Source organism: Streptomyces sp. BYX5S, assembly GCF_054724165.1.
Genome location: NZ_CM138829.1, coordinates 243309 through 263594 on the forward strand (window position 1 = coordinate 243309; position 20286 = coordinate 263594).

Here is a 20286-nt window from a genome sequence, read left to right on the forward strand (position 1 = left end):
CAAGGTGGGGGTGAGCGATGACGGCGGTTCCGGAGCGGCATTCTGGAGCGATGCGACCCGGAACCGACGTCACCGAGAACGGCCTGCGGCATCTGCTCAATGAGTGGGACCCGATCGGCGTCGCTGACGAGGTGCAAGACGAGTACGACTGCATGCTCGTCCCTCTCCTGCGGCGGCTCCGGCGTGGCGCCGACCAAGCGGAGATCGGCGAGTTCCTGCGGCATGAGCTGGTAGATCACTTCGGTCTCACCCCTCTTCCGTCAGAGCCGGAAGAGATGGCTGCCAAAGTGACCTCCTGGTGGACAGTTGCCGTCGAGACCGATGGCACCGGCTGCGTGTAGTCGCTCCCTCCGGATCGTCTGCTCGTTGTCCGGGTGTGTCGTTGACTGACGCGCAGTGGGCGCGGATCGAGCCGTTACTGCCGGACCGGACACCGAAGCGGGGTGGCCGATGGCGGGACCACCGAGAGGTGATCGACGCCATCGCCTGGAAGTTTCAGACCGGGGCACAGTGGGTGCAACTGCCGGAGAAGTACGGAAACTGGCGGGGCGTCTACAACCGGCTGCGGATGTGGTCCGCCGACGGCACATGGGAGCGGGTGTTCACCGCGCTTGTGGCACAGGCCGACGCCGACGGGGAGCTGAACTGGGTCGTCTCGGTGGACTCTACGATCGTGCGAGCCCACCAGCACGCGGCCGGAGCCCGCAGAAAGGGGCCCCGGCCGGCGAGCCGGACGACCACGCCATCGGCCGGTCTCGCGGCGGACTAACCACGAAGATCCATCTCGCAGCCGATGGCAACTGCCGGCCCCTGGCCTTCCATCTCACCGCCGGACAGGCCGGTGACGCGCCCGCCTTCGCTGACGTGATGGCCCGGCTGCGTGTTCCCCGGCGACGTGGACGGCCCCGAACCCGGCCAGAGGCAGTCCTCGCAGACAAGGCGTATTCGTCACGCGCCATCCGTGAACACCTCAGACGGCGCGGCATCCGGGCGGTTATACCCGTGCCGGCTGATCAACGCGGCCACCGCCTGAGACGCGGCAGCCGGGGCGGCCGACCACCCGCCTTCGACCGCGAGACCTACAGGCAGCGCAACACGGTCGAACGCTGCATCAACCGCTTGAAACAGTGGCGAGGCATCGCCACCCGCTACGAGAAGGCAGCAGCCATCTACCTGGCCGGACTCCTCGTTGCGAGCATCTTCCTCTGGTCAGCCAGGTGATCCAAACGAAACCGCCTAGGGGTGGCCGGACCTGCTCCTCAAGTGCCGGAAGGCGTGGAGTGGCCGCACCCGCTCCTCAATCGCCGGAAGGGCTAGGGGTGGCCGGGCCCGCTGCTCAAGATCCGGTGGGCCATTTGAGCCCCTGCGGCGATTGAGCAGCGGGGTCCGGGGCGGAGCCCCGAGGCGTACACCCCGGGTGGCTCAGACGGAGGTCTTGGGTTGCGGGGACGGGGCCGGCTCCGTGAGGCCCAGTTCCGCATCCCGGAGGGCCTCCGCCTCGCGCCGCACCAACCGCACCCACATGAACACCACGAACCCCGCGAACACGAACCACTCACCCGTGTACCCGAGGTTCTGGAACGCCTTGAGGTCCAGCCCACTGCCCTCCGGCGCCGACGCCGGCACCGCCGTCATCCCGGAATCCGCCTCGTCGAGCGTGACCCACGCGTCGTACACGTCGTACGGCACCAGATTCACCAGCGACGCCGCACCGATCACCCCGACCTGCCCGGCGGGCAGCCCACCCGTGGCCGTCACCCCGTTCGACGTCGCGGACTCCGAGGCCTGAAGCGCCCCGACGACGGTGACCTCACCCTTCGGCGCGGCCGGCGCCTTCGCCGCGGACGCCTTGCCGGGCAGCCACCCGCGGACCACCGGCAGCGCCTTCCCGGTCCCCTCCACCTTGAGCAGCGTCACGACGTAGAAGCCACTGCGGTCGTCGAGGTCCCGGTTCGGCACCAGGAGCTGCTCGCCGTAGCGGCCGGTCGCGGTCGTCCGCATCCCGGAGGTCTTCTTGTCCACGGGCAGCACGGAGGCGAGCGGCCGCGCGGCAGCCGTCTCGTTCGCCTTCGTCTGCTCGGACACCGTCTTGTGGTCCTGCACCCGGTCCTCGAAGCGACTGAGCTGCCACGAGCCCATGAAGATGCACACGGGGATCGCGAGCAGGACGAAGATGTTGATCCCCCACCAGCGCGGGGTCAGGAGGAACCGGTACACACCTCCACGGTACGGGTCCGATATAAGGACCCGTACCGCGACCCCCTCGTCGGACCTCAGCCCGGCAAGTGGCGCTTCGCGAAGTCCAGTTCGAGCGCGACCTGCTTGATGCGCTCCTCGACGACGAGCGAACCGTGCCCCGCGTCGTACCGGTACACCTCGTGGATCGCGCCGCGCGCCGCGAGCCGGTCGACGTAGTTGTCGATCTGCTGGAGCGGGCACCGCGGGTCGTTGACGCCCGCCGAGATGTAGACCGGCGCCTTCACGTCGTCGACGTACGTGATCGGGGACGAGACGCGGAACCGGTCGGGGACCTCCTCGGGGGAGCCGCCGAACAGCGTGCGGTCGAGGGCCTTGAGCGCCTCCATCTCGTCCTCGTACGCCGTCACGTAGTCGGCGACCGGCACCGCCGCGAGACCCACCGCCCACGCGCCGGGCTGCGTGCCGACGCCGAGCAGCGTCAGATAGCCGCCCCAGGAGCCGCCCGCGAGGACGAGCCGCTCGGGGTCGGCGAGCCCGGAGGAGACGGCCCACTCGCGCACCGCCGCGATGTCCTCCAGCTCGATCAGGCCGACGCGGTGCTTGAGCGCGTCCGTCCACGCCCGCCCGTACCCGGTCGAGCCCCGGTAGTTGACCCGCACCACCGCGTACCCGTGGTCGACCCAGGCCGCCGGGCCCGCCGCGAACGCGTCGGAGTCGTGCCAGGTCGGCCCGCCGTGGATCTCGAAGACGGTGGGCAGCGGACCGGCACCGGCACCGGCCGGCTTCTGTACGAGGGCGTGGATGCGGCCGCCGGGCCCCTCCACCCACACGTCCTCGACGGGCACGGAGGCCGGGGCCTTCATACCGGGCGGGTCGAGGACCACGTCACCCGTGGTGGAGCGCACGACCGGCGGTTCGGCGGCCGACGACCACAGGTACTCGACGCTGCCGTCGGGCCGCGCGGAGGCGCCCGACACCGAGCCGACCGGGGTGTCGACCTTCGTCAGCGCCCCCGTCGCGAACTCGTAGCGCCACAGCTCGCCGCGCGCCTCGAACTCGTGCACGACGAGCAGCGCCGAACCGTCCGGGTACCACTCCGCCGACACGTCGCCCGGCAGGTCGAGCGCCAGGTCGGTCTCCTCGCCGGTGGCGACGTCCCACACCATCGGCTCCCAGCGGCCGCGCCGCTGGTGCCCGACGAGCAGCCGCGTGTCACCGGCCACGGGCGCGAAGCCGAGCACCTCCAGGCCGAGCTCCTCCTCGCCGCCCTTGCTGTCGTCGAGCTCGGCGACCGTCGAACCGTCGAGCCGGACCACGCGCAGCGAGCCGTGCATCGCGTCGCCGTGCTCGGTGTGCTCGATCGCGATCAGCGTCCCGTCGTGCGACAGGTCGCCGACGCCGGCCGACTCACGGTGCCGGTAGATCTCCACGGGGGCGTCGGAGCCGGGCCGTACGACGTGGATCGTCGTGCCCTCGTCGTCCGTGGAGCGGCCGACGACCGCCGTGTGCCCGTCGCGTCCGAGGGCGAGCCCCGCGGGATAGGAGGCGGCGAGACCGGGCACGGCCTCGACGTCGTCCCCGCCCTCGAAGGGCTGCCGCAGCCAGGTCCCGAACTCGTCCCCGTCCGTGTCGTCGAACCACCAGATCCACGCGCCGTCGGGGGAGAGCACGCCGTCCGTCGTCCCGTTCGCCCGGTCCGTCGCGCGGCGCTGCTCGCCCGTCGCCCGGTCCCATGCGTACAGCTCGTACGTCCCCGTCGCGTTCGACACGAACAGCGAGCGGTCCGGCGCGTCCTCGGCCCAGTCGGGCAGCGAGACGCGCGGCGCCCGGAACCGCTTCTCCCAGTCGGGCATGTTGCTCTCAGTCATGGCCCCAGTGTGCCTGCCCCCGCCGACAATCCGCCGGGAGCGGGCTCGGCCCGACCGGATCGGTGCTTTCCGGGGGGAGTGGCCGGGCCGGCCTACGCAGGTGCTCCCGCTTCCGCTCGCGCCTGCATCCCGCCCCGCACGGCCCGGCCCACGGATGAACAGCACCGACGCAATTCATCCGATCCACCACGCGCACGCGGCGACGGTGAGGGGAATGTACGCCCCCACCCCCCGCTGCTCAACCCCCTGTTGGGCCCCACGTTCAAGCCCCCGCGACGATTGAGCCGCGGCCCATTCAAGCCCCTGCGGCGATTGAGCAGCGGGGTCCGGGGCGGAGCCCCGCGGCGTCCACCCCGGGTGGGCCACCGAGCGACGGCCCACCCACCCCTCACAACCCGTGCCTGCGCGCCACCATCCGCTCGGCCGCCCCCCGCGACAACACCCTCCGCAACGCGAACACCACCGGCGCATTGCTCCCCACGGCGTACAACGGCTTCAGCCGCCCCGCCTCCACCACCGAAACCACCTTCGCGGCCACCTTCTCCGCCGAAATCCCGCTCGCCTCATTGGAGTTGAGCGCCGCGAGCATCGTGTCGTAGGCCGCCCGGAACGGCGATCCCTCCGCCACGTACTGCGTACGCCGCTCACTGATCCCCGTGGCGATCGACCCCGGCTCCACCGTCGTGATCCCGACCCCGTACGGCGCGTACTCCCGCCGCGCCGCACTCGCGAACCCCTTGATCGCGGCCTTCGAGGCGACGTACGAGGACCGGTACGCCAGCGGGAAGCTGGCCAGCATCGAGCCGACCATCACCACCCGCCCCCGCCGCCGCTCCCGCATCCCCGGCAGCAGCAGCTGCGACAGCCGCACCGCCCCGAACACGTTGAGCTGGAACAGCCGCCGCACCGCGTCCATCGGCAGCTCCTCGAACGGGCCGCTCTGCGATTCCCCGGCGTTGTTGACGAGCACGTCGACCTCGCCGACCGACCGCGCGAGCGCCTCGATGCTCTCCTCGTCGGCGAGGTCGAGCGGCAGGTACTCCACGCCCGGCACGGGAGCCGCGACCTTCCGCGGGTCCCGGCTGGTGCCGTACACCGTGTAGCCGCGCCGCACGAGCGCCGCCGCGACCGCCGCCCCGATCCCCGAGGAGGCCCCCGTCACCAGGGCCGTGCCCCGCGTACTCACGCCAGGCTCCGCGCGAGGGCGCGCCCCGCGGCGCGGCCGGAGAAGATGCAGCCGCCGAGGAACGTTCCTTCGAGCGCGTTGTACCCGTGCACGCCGCCACCGCCGAACCCGGCGACCTCCCCGGCCGCGTACAGCCCCGGGAAGAGGGACTTGTCGGGCCGCACGACCTGCGAGTCGAGGTTGGTCTCCAGTCCGCCGAGCGTCTTGCGGGTGAGCACGTGCAGCCGTACGGCGATCAGCGGGCCCTGCGCCGGGTCGAGCAGCCGGTGCGGCTTGGCGACGCGGGTGAGGCGGTCGAAGAGGTACGAGCGGGCGTTGCGGATCGCCATCATCTGGAGGTCCTTGGAGTACCCGTTGGCGACCTCGCGGTCGCGGGCGACGATCTCGCGCTCGACCTGCTCGTAGGAGAGGGGAGTCGACGGGGTCAGCTCGTTCATCCCCGCGACGAGGTCCTTCAGGTTCCGCCGCACGACGAAGTCCTCGCCCTTGTCGAGGAACGCCTGGATCGGTCCGGGCGCCCCCTTCTTCACGCGCTGGAGGACCAGCTTCAGGTCCTTGCCCGTGATGTCGGGGTTCTGCTCGGAGCCGGAGAGCGCGAACTCCTTCTCCACGATGGCGCGGGTCAGGACGAACCAGGTGTGGTCGTGCCCGGTCCCGGTGATGTGCTTGAGCGTGGCGAGGGTGTCGTGGCCGGGGAAGAGCGGCGCGGGCAGCCGCCTGCCCTCGGCGTCCAGCCACAGCGAGGACGGCCCCGGAATGATCCGGATGCCGTGGCCGGGCCAGATCGAGTCCCAGTTCTTGAGGCCCTCCGTGTAGTGCCACATGCGGTCGCGGTTCACGAGGGAGGCGCCCGCGGCCTCGGTGATCTCCAGCATCCGCCCGTCGACGTACGCGGGGACGCCGGTCACCATGGACTCGGGCGCGGGCCCGCCCATGCGCTCGACGGGCCAGTTCTTGCGGACCAGTTCGTGGTTGCCGCCGATGCCGCCGGAGGTGACGATCACGGCCTTCGCGCGCAGCTGGAAGTCCCCGACGACCTCGCGCGAGGACGCGACCCCGCGCGCGGTGGCGGACGGTTCGAGCAGCGAGCCGCGGACGCCGACGGCGGCGCCGTCCTCCACGATCAACTCGTCGACCTGGTGGCGGTACTTGAAGTCGACGAGCCCGCGCTCGGCGGCCGCGAGCACCGGCTCCCGGAAGACGCGCACGACCTCGGGCCCGGTGCCCCACGTGATGTGGAAGCGCGGCACGGAGTTGCCGTGCCCGGTGGCGGTGCCCGAACCGCGTTCCGCCCAGCCGACGTTGGGGGTGACCTTCAGGCCGAGCCCGAGGAGGTAGTCCCGCTTCTCCTCGGCGGCGAACCGCACGTAGGCCTCGGCCCACCGGCGCGGCCAGTGGTCCTCGTCGTCGCGGTCGAACCCGGCGGACCCGAGCCAGTCCGCGAGGGCGAGCTCGTACGAGTCCTTGATGCCCATGCGCCGCTGCTCGGGGGAGTCGACGAGGAACAGCCCGCCGAGCGACCAGTACGCCTGGCCCCCGAGGTTCGCCTCGTTCTCCTGGTCGACCAGCACGACCCGCTTGCCCGCGCGGGTCAGTTCGTACGTGGCGACGAGACCGGCGAGGCCGGCTCCCACGACGATGACATCAGCACTGGCGTCACTGCTGCTCATGCGGTTCCCCTCGGAGTACGTAGGCGTCGGAACGACACGTTCACGCATTCGAGAGGGCGAGGCAAGTGCCGCGTACGGCTATGGCTGTACGCGGCCCTACTTGTCGGTCACTTCGGACCGTCAGCCGGTGAACACCTCGACGAACGACCACACCGCCAGCGCGAGCATGCAGAAGCCGCCCACGCGCTGAACGGTCTTGAGCGGCACCCGCTTCGCGATGAAGCGGCCGGCGACGAGGGCGAGCGCGGAGACCGACATCAGGGCGGCCCACGAACCGATGGCCGTGGACCAGGTGCCGTTGGTGGCGGCGAGGTTGGCCGTGGTGATCTGCGTGAGGTCGCCCCACTCGCTGATGAACACGGCCATGAACGCCGTGCCGAAGACCGGCCAGAAACCGGTGACGGTCCTCGCGCCCGCCTCGTCCTCGCCGTCCTCGTCGTCGCCGCCCTTGAGCAGGATGAACGCGCCGAAGAGGAACATCAGGCCGGAGACGACCTTCACGATCCAGCCGGGCAGGAGGCCGAGGAGCGAGCCCGCGCCGACGGCGATGGCGACGTGCACGAGGAAGGCGGCCGACGTGCCGAACCAGACGTAGAGCGGCTTCATCCGGGTGCCCATGGCCAGGGAGGCGAACATGGTCTTGTCCGGGAGTTCGGCGAGGAAGATCAGCCCGAAGGCGGTGACGATCGCCAGGGGATCGAGATCCATGGGGACGCTTTCTGTGCGGGCCGGGCCGTCGTGAACCCCGCCCCGCTGCGTAGGGAGGACCACTCGACCCGGCAGCGGACACACGTCGGCGCGGTTGCGCACGTGTGCGTGTTCTGCCTGGTCGAAGGTCTCGCCCACCCGGTCCGCGCGATCACGGCCCGAGCCCGGCCACCGGGAACCCGGGGGTTCCAGTGTGTCGACGACCGGTTCGCGGGGCTACTCCCCTTCGCTTGCCCTTTCAGGGTACACGGAGCCCTCGTGAGTGGTACGTCCGATGGATCCCACCCCGAGGACACGCCCCCGCACCACCACCCACCCCACCCCTTTTTGCGACATTCAGTCGATGCGATGTGTACGACGGAACGCGACGAGGCGTACGGGGGCGGCCGCGTGCGTGGCCGCGGTGGTGGTGGCCGCGCTCCTCGGCTCCGCCACCGCCCCGGCGGCCGCGGACGACGGCCCCGGCATCGGACCGCTCTCGGCCCGCGCCGACCGGCTGCTGCGGGAGGCGTCGGGCGCCGTCGCCGCGCACGAGAAGGCGCGGGACGCCGTGCGGGAGGGCGAGCGGCGGCTCGCCGGCATCACGCGGCACCAGGCCACCGAACAGCACCGGCTCGACACCCTGCGGGCCGCCCTCGCCCGCCAGGCCCGCAGCGAGTACCGGGGCGCCTCGGGCCTCGGCACGATGCTGCCGCTGCTCACCTCCGCCACCCCGCAGCGCGCCCTCGACGCCGCCGTCCTCGCCCGCCGCGGCGACCGCGCCGCCCGCCAGCTCACCGACCGCGTCACGCGGGCCCGCGACCGCGTCGCCGACCGCCGCGCCGAGTCCGCCCGCCTGGTGGCGGAGCTCAAGACGCAGGCCGAGCGCCGCGCGGCGGCCCGCGCCGACATCGAGGCGAAACTGGCGAAGGCCGAGGCGGAGATGCGCGCGGCTCGTGCGCGGGCCCTCGCGGCGGCGGGCCCGATGCCGTCGGGGAACGGGACGTGCGAACGCGGCGACGTCGGCGACGACGACCGGACCGGCGCGGGGCGGACGTGGGTGAAGCCGGTGGACCCGGCGCCCCTGTCGGCGGGCTTCGGCTCGGACGGCCACCGGTGGGCGCACACGCACACCGGCCAGGACTTCGCCGTGGACACCGGGACCCCGGTGCACTCGGTCGGCGCGGGCACCGTCGTGGCCACGGGCTGCGGCGACGGCTTCGGCAACCAGGTCGTCGTCGAACACGCCGACGGCTACTACACGCAGTACGCCCACCTGTCGCGGATCGGCGTGCGCACCGGCGACCGCCTCGACGCGGGCGAGGTGCTCGGCCTGTCCGGGGCGACCGGCAACGCCAGCGGACCGCACCTGCACTTCGAGGTGCGGATCACGCCCCGGTTCGGCTCGGGCATCGACCCGTTGCCGTGGCTGCGGGGGCGGGGGCTGAGGCTGTGACCGGTAATGGACCGGTAACGGCTGCTGCCTAGGTTCACCTGCCGTGCCGGCCGCCGGGCAACTTCCGTGCGCCTGGCGCGCCGCGCTGGTCGGTACCACCATGACCGCCCTGGCCGCATTCGGCGCGGCATCGGCGAACGCCTCCGGCGCGCGGGCCGTCGGCGACATCGCCGAACCTGGAGCCGCCGCTGCCCATCGCTCCGGGCGAGAGCGTCGAAGGGCCGTTCGGGACGGTGACCTCGGTCACCGCCTCGCTCACCGAGTGCTGCCCCGTCTGACCGGCCCTGCGTCGTCGGGTGGCATGCCGACGGGGCCTGTAATGGCGCAGTAACGGCCTCTTCCTAGGTTCCGGGCACCCCCGTACCCTCCCCGAGGAGTGCCCGATGCTCCAGCCCCGACCGCCCCGGCGCAGACGCGCCGCATGGGCGGCGGCCTCGATCTCCGCGGCCGCCGCCCTGCTGACCGGCGCGATACCCGCCGTCGCCGCCCCCGCGACTGAGGATTCCGCGGTCTCGGCCAAGGTCGACTCCGCGCTCACGAAGGCCGTGAAGGGCGGCGACGACGCCACCTTCTTCGTCGTCCTCAAGGACAAGGCCGACCTGACCACGGCGAAGAAGCAGCGCACGCACGCGAAGGCCGCCACGGCCGCGTACAAGGCGCTGAAGACCCACGCGGCCGACAGCCAGAAGTCGCTCAACGCCTTCCTCGACAAGGAGAAGGTCGGGCACCAGGACTTCTGGATCACCAACGCCGTCCAGGTGACCGGTGACCAGGACCTGGTGAAGGAACTCGCCAAGCGCTCCGACGTCAAGGAGATCGTCAAGGAGCGGACGTTCACGCTCGACGACATCGAGACGTCGGACGCCAAGGTGGCGGAGACCCGTTCCGGCGTCGCGACGTCCGCCGACGGCACGGACACTCCCACGTGGGGCGTCGCCGACATCAAGGCCGACCAGGTCTGGGACCAGTACGCCGACCGCGGCGAGGGCATCGTCGTCGCCAACGTCGACAGCGGCGTGCAGTACAACCACCCGGACCTGGTGAAGCAGTACCGCGGCAACAACGGCGACGGCACCTTCACCCACGACTACAACTTCTACGACCCGACCGGGAACTGCTCCCCCGACGGCACCCCGTGCGACAACAACGGCCACGGCACCCACACCATGGGCACGATGGTCGGCAAGAACGGCATCGGTGTCGCGCCGAACGCCAAGTGGATCGCCGCCAAGGGCTGCGAGTCCGACCGGTGCACGAACAGCTACCTGCTCGCCGCCGGCCAGTGGATCCTCGCGCCGACCGACCACAACGGGCAGAACCCGCGCCCGGACCTCGCCCCGAACATCGTGAACAACTCCTGGGGCCAGAACTATGGCACCGACCCGTTCTACGAGGACGTCATCGACGCCTGGAAGTCCGCGGGCATCTTCGAGGCGTTCGCGGCCGGCAACTTCGGTGACGGCGAGACCTGCTCGACGACCGACCCGCCCGGCGCGCAGACCGACGCCTACGGTGTCGGCGCCTACGACTCCTCCGGAACCATCTCCGACTTCACCGGCTTCGGCCCCTCGCGGATCGACGGCTCGATGAAGCCGAACATCACCGCGCCGGGCGTCGACGTCGAGTCCGCGTGGCTCAACTCCTCGTACAACACCATCGACGGCACGTCGATGGCGACGCCGCACGTCGCCGGTGCGGTGGCCCTGCTGTGGTCGGCCGCCCCGTCGCTGGTCGGCGACATCGACGAGACCCGCAGGCTCCTCGACGAGGGCGCGACCGACGTCGACGACACGCACTGCGGCGGCACCGCCGACGCCAACAACGTGTGGGGCAACGGCAAGCTCGACATCCTCTCGACCGTCGACAAGGCCCCGCACACCGCGGTCACCGTGTCCGGAAAGATCACCGACAAGGCGACCGGCAAGGGCCTGGCCGACGCCACCGTCAAGGCCACGGGTGCCGCCACCCGCGAGGTGACCACCGGTGCCGACGGCTCCTACCGGATGACGCTGCCCCCGGGCACGTACACCTTCTCGCTCAGCGCCTACGGCTACGCGGCCGACACCGTGTCCGGCGTCGAGCTGACCACCGGCGAGCCGCTGACCCAGGACGCCGCGCTCACCGCCGTCCCCCGGCACGCCGTCACCGGCACCGTCCTCGACGTCACCGGCAAGCCGCTCGCCAAGGCCACTGTCTCGCTGCCCGGCAATCCGGTCGACGCGGTGACCACCGACGCCCAGGGCACGTTCAGCCTGCCGAAGGTCGCCGAGGGCAGCTACACGCTGCGGGTCGCCCCTGCCGCGCCGGTCGTGTGCAACGGCACGTACAACGGCCGACTCGAGGTCGACGGTGACAAGACCGCCGACGTGAAGCTGCCCAACCGCACCGACGCCGGTGGCACGTACTCCTGCGCCCCCGTCACCGCCTCCTGGATCAAGGGCTCCACGGCCACCGGTCTGACCGGTGACGAGGACGCCAGGACGATCGGCCTGCCGTTCCCGGTGACGTACTACGGCGTGAAGTACACCAGCGCCTCCGTCTCCACCAACGGCCTGGTCAACTTCCTCCAGCCGCGCCTGGGCGACTACGGCAACACCGCCCTGCCGGCCGCCACTCAGCCCAACGGTGTCGTCGCGGCCCTCTGGGACGACCTCGTCCTGGACAAGCGCTCCAGCGTGCAGACCGCCGTCACCGGCAAGAGCGGCGCCCGGAAGTTCGCGATCGTCTGGAACAACGCCTCCTTCGCCTCCGACACCTCCGTGCGGATCTCCTTCGAGGTCCTCCTCGACGAGGCCACCAGCGCCGTCACCCTCCAGTACAAGGGCATCGGCGCCAGCGCGCTCCAGCGCGGCGGTTCGGCGACCACCGGCATCGAGAACCAGGCCGGCACCGACGGCCTCGGCCACTCCTTCAACGAGACCGTCCTGAGCGACGCCACCGCCATCCGCTTCACCCCGAAGGGCGCCTGATGAGAAACATCCAACGACGGGGCCTGCGCCTGGCCTCCGTACTGATCGCCTCCGGGCTCGCCATGAGCGCGTCCCCCGCCGTGTACGCCGACGACGACAGCGGCCCGATCACCCTCACCGAGAGCCAGGCGGAGAAGCTGTCCCAGCACCTCACGCCCGACGTCTACGGCGACGGGCGTGACCTCGGCGACCCGCGGCAGGCCGCCGAGGACGCCAAGGAGGCCGCGGAGTCCGCGGCCACCGACGACGCCGGGACCACGGCGGACACCGGCGACGCGTCCACCACCGCCACGAGCAAGTGGAAGCTGACCAAGAAGTCGGCCGTCGAGGGCGCCCAGGGCACCGCCGCCACCTTCCAGGTCGGCGGTTCGAAGGGCGACTACTTCTCGGTCAACTCGCTCAGCCCGATCCAGCGCGTCGGCGCCGACGGCAAGCCGCTGTGGTCGCGCGACGCGACGTCCCTGGACCGCGACTGGCAGATCACACCGCTGCCCCGGGGAAGCAAGGATCCCTACCCGCCCGCCGTCGTGATGGGCTACAACGCGATCAGCCCGTTCACCGTGGCCACCGCCGACGGCGTCGACACGGGCGACCTGACCGGCGACGGCGTCGACGACATCGTCTTCACCGCCGAGAACGGCGTGCTGCCCTACCGCCCGTTCACCTCGCCCGGCTCCTCGCTGCCCAACGGCACCTTCGTCACGGTCCTCGACGGCGCCACCGGCAAGACCCTGTGGTCGAAGCTGTACGCGGCCGCGTACAACGTCAAGATCGTCGACAAGACCCTGGTCGTCGCGGACTCGGCGTTCTACAACCTCAACTCCCCGGCCGACGCCAAGAGCACGCTGAACGGCGTCCGCTTCGACTACGCCGACGGCAAGCTCACACCGAAGAACACCTGGACGTACGACGCGGGCACCCTGACCGGGGTCCAGTGGGGCGCGCTGGAGTCGCTCGGCGACGGACTGCTCGCCGCCTCCTGGAACCAGAACAGCCGCTACACCTCCGACGGGACGCCCAGCGGCACCACGCTGGTGGTGGACACCAAGGACGGCGGCCTCAAGTGGGTCAAGTCCGGGGGGCTCTACTCCCGGCAGCTGGGATACGACGCCGCGCGCGACCGGGTCGTGGCGATCGAGCAGACGGACTTCGCCGAGGGCGCGAAGTACGAACTCGCCACGTACGAGCTCGCCGACGGCACCCGCACGACCCGCTCCGAGCGGATCAACGCGGTGCCGCTCGCCCTGGAGGTCGCCGACATCCAGGGCGGCGCCGAGCCCGAGTACACGGTCAGCGAGTCCACGCTCACCCAGGACGCCGGCAGCTCGTTCCCCGCCATGAACAGCAACAGCGTCCGTGCGCTGAACGGCGACGACGCGAGCCAGCTGTGGGCCCGGACCCTCAAGCGGTCCGGCGAGAGCGGCGACGCCGACGTCGCCTGGGGCATCGAGGCCGTCGACGGCAGGATCGTCGCCTCGTACGTGAACGGCGCCGACTCGCGCACCGCGGAGAACCGCGGGGCGCAGCGCTACGCGCGGATCGCGGCGCTGAGCGGCGACAAGGGCACCGTGCGATGGGAGAAGAGCGGCCTCGTCGGCTCGATGTTCTACGCCCAGCCGTTCGCCAAGGACAAGGGCTGGCGGGTGCGCACCGTCGACGCCAACCAGAACGTGCGGGTCTACAACGTCGGCAGCGGCAAGCAGGAGAGCCTCCAGCCGCTGGAGGGCACGCCCTCCAGCGCGGCGGCCACCGACATCAACGGCGACAAGAAGAACGACGTCGTCCTCGGCGGCTCCTCCAACGGCCTGTTCGCCTACGACGGCCCGTCGATGGTGGACGGCAAGCCGAAGCGGCTGTGGGCGGCGACGCTGCCTGGCCGCGTGGCCCAGGTGACCAAGGCCGACACCACGGGCGACGGCCGCGACGAGCTGATCGTCGCCGCCACCTCGGCGGCCGCGGTCGTCGACGCCCGCACCGGCAAGGTCCTCACCACCATCGGGGCCGGCGACGGCGAGTACGTGCGCAACGTCGTCGCCGCCGACCTCGACGGCGACGGCAAGGCCGAGGTGGCCGTGGCCACCGACAAGGTCCGCGCCTACGAGGGCGACGGCTCGCTGAAGTGGGAGTACGCGGTCCCCTCCGAGATCGGCACCCCGGCCTTCGCCGACCTGTCGGCGGCCGACGGCAAGGTCTACGCCCAGTTCCAGACCCGCGGCAAGAACCCCGGCCAGCCGGTCGCCGCGGGCGGGGTCGGACTCGACGGCAAGGACGGCAAGGCCCTCTGGTCGTTCACCCCGAAGGCCCCCGCCCTCAGCCAGGGCGCCATCCTCGGCGTCCCGCTGCGGGCCGGCACGTTCGCCTCGCCGGGCATCCCCTACGCCGACGGGCACGCGGTCGTCTTCACCTACATCGTGCGCGGCAACGCCGACCAGACCCCGCCCAACCAGCTGACCAACATGGTGCAGATCCGCGACGGCCGCACCGGCGAGCTGCTGCACGAGGCACCGGCCGGTGGCTATTCCACGCTGTCCAACTGGATGACCGGCCCGGAGGGGCTGGTGGAGAACAGCCTCGCCTCGCTGCGCACCTACGGAGCCGACGGCGCGGACGGCCGGGCGCGCGCGATCGCCGAGATCCGCGGGGGTTCCTTCGCCACGGGTCCGAACGGCGACCGCATCCTGGTGCGCAGCGGTGACACCTTCGTCGCCCTGTACGACCCGGCCGCGCTGAAGGGCGACCCACAAGGGCACCAGGCTGCCGACAGCGGCATCGACATCCTCGGCGCCCGCGAGAACTTCGTGGCCGACCTGGACGGCGACGGCAAGGACGAGATCGTCGCGCTCGCCTTCGACCGCTACCTCGCCGACCGGACGGCGGGCCTCGTCGACAACGAGGACTCGACCGGCGGGTACACCGCGATCCGCGCGGCGGTCACCCTGACCATCGACAAGGCCTGACGGCCACCAGGATCCCGGTGGGCCCGCGACGGCGCGGGTCCACCGGCATCGACCCCCTGGGCCACCGCCCAGGGGGTCATCGGCGTGCTCGGTTACGCTGTCGCCCTCATGAATGCACCACGCACGGACCGCGGCCCCAACTCCGGTGTCCCGCCCCTGCGTCTGCACCTTTTCGGCGGTTTCCGGGCGACTCGCGACGGCGGCCCCGAGCCCGCCGAACGCTGGCCGCGCCCCAGCGCGCGGACCCTGGTGAAGCTCCTCGCCGTCACCCCCGGCCACCGCCTCCACCGCGAACAGGCCATGGACATCTGCTGGCCCGACGCCGACCCGTCCTCCGCCACCGGCAGCCTGCGCGTCGCCCTGCACGCCGCCCGGCACGCCCTGGAACCCGAACTCGCCCCGCGCGCCGCGTCGTCGTACCTCACCTCCGACGGCGGCATGCTCCACCTCGACCCGGCCACGGTGTGGATAGACGCGGACGCCGCGGAGACGGCCGCGCAGACGGCGCTCGCCGGCGGGGGAGCGGCCGAACTGGCCGCCGCCCTCGCCCTGTTCACCGGCGAACTGCTCCCCGAGGACCGGTACGCGGCCTGGGCCGAGGAACGGCGCGGACGGCTGGCGCTGCTGCGCGAACGGCTGCTGCTCGGCCTCGCGCGGGCGCACCTCGCGCAGGGCGCGGCGGCCGAGGCCGCGGCCGCCGCCGAACAGGTCCTCGCCACCAGCCCCGCCGAGGAACTGGCCCACCGCGTCCTCATCGAGGCCTCCCTGCGCCAGGGCCTGCGACGGCGCGCGCTGCACCAGTACCACGTGTGCCGCGAGGCCCTCGACGCCGAACTGGGCGTCCGCCCGGGGCCGGAGACGGAAGCCCTGCACCAGGAGGCCCTCGCCGCGGCCCCGGCCCCCGTGCCTGCGACGACAACGTTGCCAGCGCCACTGCGGGCCACCACCACGACACCGCTGCTCGGCCGCGACGAGGTGCTCGACCGGCTGCTCGCGGCGGACGGACCCGCGGTCACGCTGCTCACCGGCGAGGCGGGCATCGGCAAGACCCGCCTGGCGGGCGAGGTCGCGCGGCGCGCCGCGGCCTCCGGCGCGGCCGTGCTGTGGGGCGGCGGGCAGGACGCGGAGGGGCACACCCCGTACGGCGCGTTCGCGGAGGCGCTCGACGGGTGGCTGGCCGAGCACGACGCGGCGGAACGGGCCCGGGTCGGCTCGGAATACCCCGAACTCGCGGTCTTCCTCCCGTCGCTGGGCCAGATCCGCACCCCCGGCGACCGCAGCCCCGAGGAGCAGCGGGACCGCCTGTTCCGGGCGAGCGCGGCCCTCCTCGGCGACCTGGCCGCGGTCCGCCCGGTGCTCACGGTCCTCGACGACCTGCACGCGGCCGACACGGGCTCGTACCAGCTCATGAGCCACCTGGCCCGCCGCGCCACCGCCCGCGGCACCCGCCTGCGGTTCCTGGTGACGTACCGCGAGGAGGAACTCCCCGACGACGACCCCCGCCGCTCCATCCTCACCTTCCTCCTCCGCCACCACCTGGCCACCCAAGAACCCCTCCCCCGCCTGACCCGCGAGGCGTGCCTGGCGGTGGTGAACACCACCGGCCACATCAAGCCCCTGCGACCTCACGCCGACGCCGACCTGCCGGGCCAACCCCCGTCTCCGCCGCTCAAGCCCCTGCGACCTCACGCCGACGCCGACCGGCCGGGCCAACCCCCGTCTCCGCCGCTCAAGCCCCTGCGGCCTCACGCCGACGCAGACCGTCCGGGCCAACCCCCGTCTCCGCCCATCAAGCCCCTGCGGCCTCACGCCGACGCCGACCTGCCGGGCCAACCCCCGTCTCCGCCGCTCAAGCCCCTGCGGCGATTGAGCAGCGGGGTCCGGGGCAGCGCCCCGATCCTTCCGCCGTCGCCGCGCCCGCCCACCCCACCCGCAACCACCCCACCCCACGCCGACCGCATCTGGGACCTCTCCCTCGGCAACCCCCTGTTCGCCCTGGAACTCGCCCGCGACCTCGCCGAGAACCCCACCGGCACCACACCCCCCGCCGGCATCCGCGACCTCGTCGCCGACCGCCTCTCCCGCCTCGCCCCCCACACCCGCCACCTCGTCGAAGCCCTCTCCGCCGCCGGCGGCGACGCCCCTTTGACCGAACTCCTCGACGTCGCCGAACACGGCCTCCACCCACCCGTCACCGGCGCCGCCGCCACCGACGCCGTCGAACGCGCCATCGCCGCCTCCCTCGTGGAGGAACGCCAGGTCGTCGTCGCCGGCCGCCCCGAGCCGGGCCTCGCCTTCCGCCACCCACTCGTCCGCCTCACCTGCTACGAACAGCTCACCGCGGTCCGCCGCAGGCAACTGCACGGCGCCTTCGCCCGTGCCGTCCTCGCCCGCCGCCCCGACGCGGTCGATGCCCTCGCCTCGCACTTCGCCCGCGCCGACGACCCCCGCGCCGCCGAGTACCTGCGCCGCGCCGCCGAACGCGCCGCCGCCCTCTACGCCAACGACACCGCCGACCGCTACTACCGCGACCTCGTCTCCCGCCTCGACGTCGACGCGGCCCGCGCCCGCCTGGCCCACAGTCAGGTCCTCGCCAGAATGGGCCACTTCGAGGCGGCGGCCGACGCCCTGCGCGAGGCCCTCGCCGAGTTCGTCCGGCGCGGCGCCCACGACGACGCGGTGCTCACGGCGGCCCGCCTCGCCGAGTCCCTCGTCCGCACCGGGGCCCTCGACGCCGCCGCGCAGGCACTGCGCGCCCACCCGGTGACCCCCGCCACCGCCGCCGAACCCGCCGCCGCCCACCACGTGGCGCGCGCCGTGCTGGACGGCGTACGGGGCAGCTACGACGACGGGTACGCGGCCGCGCGCCGCGCCCTCGACGCCGCCCGGCGTGTGCCCGGCGTGCGCGGCCAGGGCCTGCTCGCGCGCTCCCACGCCCTCCAGGCCACCAACCTGGGCCTGGCGGGACGGCTCGCCGAGGCCCGGGAGGCCGGCGACCGGGCCCTCGCGCCCGCCGAGGCGTACGGCGACCCCACCCTGCTCGGTACGGTCCTGTCGACCCTCCGGGAGAACGCCCGCCGCCACGGAAGGCTCCGCGAAGCGGTCCGGATCGGCGAACGCGCCCTCGACCTCGCCGACCGCTCCGGAAACCCGACGGCCGCTTCCTTCGAGCGCCTGAACCTCGCCGAACTCCACCTCCTGCTGGACGAGTTCAGCGAGGCCACGACCCTCGCCGAGGCCTCCGTGACACTCGCGGAGGGCGACGGCGCATGGTGCCTGCCGTACGCGCTCACGACCCTCGCGCGGGTCCGGCTGCGTACCGGCGACCTCCCGGAGGCGACCCGCCTGCTGGACCGGGCCGGCCCCGCCGCCGACCACCTGGGCGACCGCCAGGCCCGCTACGAGGTGGCCACGGCCCGCGCCGAACTCGCCCTGCGCACCGGCCGCCCCGAAGCGGCGCTGCGCGTCTGCCCCGACGAGGCCCCCACCCTGAAGTCCTGGGCCCAACTGCGCTGCGGCGACGCGGCGTCCGCCCTCGCCACGGCCACCCGGGAGGAGGCCCGCGCCGCCCGCACTGGCGAACGCCTCGCCGAGGCGGAAGCGGGCCTGGCCCGCGCGGCGGCCCTCGCCCACCTCCGCGACCCCGGGGCCGAACAGGCCCTGACCCGGGCGGAAACCCTGGCCGAGACGCTGCGCCGCCCGCATCCCGGCGACGACGGCGCGGCGGTGTGACGCGTGTTCGGAACGCTTAGACCTGTCGGGTGGGCGCCGCGCGCCGCCCGTATCCGCCGACGGCCGGGCCCCGTTACCCGGACATGACCAACACTCGACGAGCCCTCAGCGCAGTCCTCCTCGCCCTCGGCGCCGCCGCCGCGGTCGCCCCCTCGGCCCAGGCGGCCCACATGCCCGCCGCGGACGGCGCCATCTCCCCCACGGGGACCCTCGACACGCTGTCGACGATGGCGATCCCGGCCGACCAGCAGGAGCAGATCCCCAGCACCGCCGAGCAGCTCTCCGGCCTGAACCACCTCAACGATCTGCACCAGGTCACCGACCTCGTGGCCCCGGTCACCAACGTGGTGCCGTCGATCCAGTAACCACGCGCTCCCCCCCCAGAACCGCACAGAGACAGCACAAAGGCGGTGGACCGGATTCCGGTCCACCGCCTTCGTCAACCTGTTCAGTGGTTGCCGGCACCGTTCCCGGACAGGACCGGGATGTCGCTCAGGATGTGCGACAGCGGCTCGTCACCCTTGGCCTGGGTGGAGTTCTCGGTGCACTGCTGGTTCTGCGGGGCCGACAGGATCGGGATGTCCTGGACCGCGACCGGCACGACACCGACGATCGAACCGGCGTTGACCTTGGCCGGCAGACCGACACACGGCTTGTTCAGCGAACCCTGGACCAGGCCGAGCTGCGGGCTCATGTCACCGGCGGTCTCGGAGTTGCCGTACTCCTGCACCGCACCGTTGCCGCTGGTGGACGTGGTGCCCTGGTCGTCGCCGATGGCGAGGGCCTGGGGGGCGGCCACGGCCGAGAGACCGGCGACGGAGGCAGCGATGGTGGCGGCTGCGAACATCTTCTTCATGGGGGGATCCTTTCGATACGCGTGCTCCGGATACGGAGCTCCAGTTGGGTAACTGGATTGCATTCGGGGCAGTTGCGGACCGAAACCCGTTCGGACCACTCCCGCGCCTGCCAATTGCAGGAAGTTCGGCCCGAATTACCGGTGCGGGCCGGAACAGCGGACGGGCCGCCGATGCGGGCGGCCCGATCCGTGTGGAGTTTTATCAGTTGTTGCCGACGCCGTTGCCCGACAGGACCGGGATGTCGTCCAGGACGTGCGACAGCGGCTCGTCGCCCTTGGCCTGGGTGGAGTTCTCGGTGCACTGCTGGTTCTGCGGGGCCGACAGGACCGGGATGTCCTGGACGGAGACCGGCACGACACCGACGAGCGAGCCGAGGTTGGCCTTGGCCGGCAGGCCGATGCAGGGCTTGTTCAGGGAGCCCTGGATGAGCGCCATCTGCGGGCTCATGTTGCCGTACGTGGCCGAGTTGCCGTAGGTCTGCACGGCGTTGTTGCCGCTCTCGGACGTGGTCCCACCGTCGTTGCCGACAGCCAGGGCCTGCGGCGCGGCGGCCGCGGCGATACCGACGAGCGAAGCGGTGGCCGCCGCGGCAGCCATAGCCTTCTTCAGCATGAGGAATTCCCCTTCTTTTTCCGTCTGGGAGCACTTGTAACAACTCCCTGCCGCGACATCGGTTGCTCAGGTTCACTCGGACGGGGTGGTACC

Annotated in this window: 14 protein-coding genes; 7 read left to right on the forward strand and 7 right to left on the reverse strand. The window is 72.3% G+C overall.

What is annotated here, in order from left to right:
• The first annotated feature begins 17 nt into the window (after positions 1-17).
• The gene (locus ACYBSK_RS01145; protein ID WP_460242585.1) at positions 18-341 is read left to right on the forward strand and encodes a hypothetical protein; all 324 of its coding nucleotides are present in this window, start codon (positions 18-20) and stop codon (positions 339-341) included.
• A gap of 35 nt (positions 342-376) precedes the next feature.
• A protein-coding gene (locus tag ACYBSK_RS01150) for an IS5 family transposase (protein ID WP_460242586.1) occupies positions 377-1221 on the forward strand; the annotation gives its coding sequence in 2 pieces (ribosomal slippage) (positions 377-707 and positions 707-1221; 846 coding nt in all).
• 201 nt (positions 1222-1422) lie between these two features.
• Here ACYBSK_RS01150 and ACYBSK_RS01155 read toward each other — a convergent pair.
• The 5 genes from ACYBSK_RS01155 to ACYBSK_RS01175 form a co-directional block, all read right to left on the reverse strand.
• Entirely contained in the window at positions 1423-2217 is a 795-nt protein-coding gene (locus ACYBSK_RS01155) for an SURF1 family protein (protein ID WP_460244874.1), read from the reverse strand.
• Positions 2218-2273: 56 nt separating this feature from the next.
• Complete coding sequence (locus ACYBSK_RS01160) at positions 2274-4067, reverse strand: S9 family peptidase (RefSeq protein ID WP_460244875.1); 1794 nt, start codon at positions 4065-4067, stop codon at positions 2274-2276.
• 388 nt (positions 4068-4455) lie between these two features.
• Positions 4456-5253 (reverse strand): SDR family oxidoreductase, encoded by a 798-nt coding sequence (locus ACYBSK_RS01165; RefSeq protein ID WP_457474925.1) that lies wholly within the window; start codon positions 5251-5253, stop codon positions 4456-4458.
• Positions 5250-6923 (reverse strand): FAD-binding dehydrogenase, encoded by a 1674-nt coding sequence (locus ACYBSK_RS01170; RefSeq protein ID WP_460244876.1) that lies wholly within the window; start codon positions 6921-6923, stop codon positions 5250-5252. Before ACYBSK_RS01170 ends, ACYBSK_RS01165 begins: the two co-directional genes overlap by 4 nt.
• Before the next feature lie 120 nt (positions 6924-7043).
• Entirely contained in the window at positions 7044-7631 is a 588-nt protein-coding gene (locus ACYBSK_RS01175; protein WP_457474927.1) for a TMEM165/GDT1 family protein, read from the reverse strand.
• 394 nt (positions 7632-8025) lie between these two features.
• Between ACYBSK_RS01175 and ACYBSK_RS01180 the strand changes: the two genes are divergently transcribed.
• From ACYBSK_RS01180 to ACYBSK_RS01200, 5 genes are all read left to right on the forward strand, one after another.
• Positions 8026-9066, forward strand: coding sequence for a peptidoglycan DD-metalloendopeptidase family protein (locus ACYBSK_RS01180; RefSeq protein WP_460244877.1), 1041 nt, complete (start codon positions 8026-8028; stop codon positions 9064-9066).
• A gap of 383 nt (positions 9067-9449) precedes the next feature.
• The gene (locus ACYBSK_RS01185) at positions 9450-12035 is read left to right on the forward strand and encodes a S8 family serine peptidase (RefSeq protein WP_460244878.1); all 2586 of its coding nucleotides are present in this window, start codon (positions 9450-9452) and stop codon (positions 12033-12035) included.
• Positions 12035-14992 (forward strand): FG-GAP-like repeat-containing protein, encoded by a 2958-nt coding sequence (locus ACYBSK_RS01190; RefSeq protein WP_460244879.1) that lies wholly within the window; start codon positions 12035-12037, stop codon positions 14990-14992. The genes ACYBSK_RS01185 and ACYBSK_RS01190 overlap by 1 nt, the downstream gene beginning before the upstream one ends.
• 108 nt (positions 14993-15100) lie before the next feature.
• Positions 15101-18724, forward strand: coding sequence for an AAA family ATPase (locus tag ACYBSK_RS01195; protein ID WP_460244880.1), 3624 nt, complete (start codon positions 15101-15103; stop codon positions 18722-18724).
• An 83-nt stretch (positions 18725-18807) separates the two neighbouring features.
• Positions 18808-19089 (forward strand): hypothetical protein, encoded by a 282-nt coding sequence (locus ACYBSK_RS01200; RefSeq protein ID WP_457474932.1) that lies wholly within the window; start codon positions 18808-18810, stop codon positions 19087-19089.
• 83 nt (positions 19090-19172) lie between these two features.
• Here ACYBSK_RS01200 and ACYBSK_RS01205 read toward each other — a convergent pair whose 3' ends face one another.
• Positions 19173-19580, reverse strand: coding sequence for a rodlin (locus tag ACYBSK_RS01205; RefSeq protein ID WP_457474933.1), 408 nt, complete (start codon positions 19578-19580; stop codon positions 19173-19175).
• 202 nt (positions 19581-19782) lie between these two features.
• Positions 19783-20193, reverse strand: coding sequence for a rodlin (locus tag ACYBSK_RS01210; protein ID WP_457474934.1), 411 nt, complete (start codon positions 20191-20193; stop codon positions 19783-19785).
• Between the last annotated feature and the right edge of the window lie 93 nt (positions 20194-20286).

Bases quoted from the DNA above. Each gene is read 5' to 3' on its own strand.
- ACYBSK_RS01160 (WP_460244875.1), bottom strand. From the start codon at position 4,067: ATGACTGAGAGCAACATGCCCGACTGGGAGAAGCGGTTCCGGGCGCCG.
- ACYBSK_RS01190 (WP_460244879.1), top strand. From the start codon at position 12,035: ATGAGAAACATCCAACGACGGGGCCTGCGCCTGGCCTCCGTACTGATC.
- ACYBSK_RS01170 (WP_460244876.1), bottom strand. From the start codon at position 6,923: ATGAGCAGCAGTGACGCCAGTGCTGATGTCATCGTCGTGGGAGCCGGC.
- ACYBSK_RS01185 (WP_460244878.1), top strand. From the start codon at position 9,450: ATGCTCCAGCCCCGACCGCCCCGGCGCAGACGCGCCGCATGGGCGGCG.
- ACYBSK_RS01175 (WP_457474927.1), bottom strand. From the start codon at position 7,631: ATGGATCTCGATCCCCTGGCGATCGTCACCGCCTTCGGGCTGATCTTC.
- ACYBSK_RS01205 (WP_457474933.1), bottom strand. From the start codon at position 19,580: ATGAAGAAGATGTTCGCAGCCGCCACCATCGCTGCCTCCGTCGCCGGT.
- ACYBSK_RS01200 (WP_457474932.1), top strand. From the start codon at position 18,808: ATGACCAACACTCGACGAGCCCTCAGCGCAGTCCTCCTCGCCCTCGGC.
- ACYBSK_RS01145 (WP_460242585.1), top strand. From the start codon at position 18: ATGACGGCGGTTCCGGAGCGGCATTCTGGAGCGATGCGACCCGGAACC.
- ACYBSK_RS01195 (WP_460244880.1), top strand. From the start codon at position 15,101: ATGAATGCACCACGCACGGACCGCGGCCCCAACTCCGGTGTCCCGCCC.
- ACYBSK_RS01210 (WP_457474934.1), bottom strand. From the start codon at position 20,193: ATGCTGAAGAAGGCTATGGCTGCCGCGGCGGCCACCGCTTCGCTCGTC.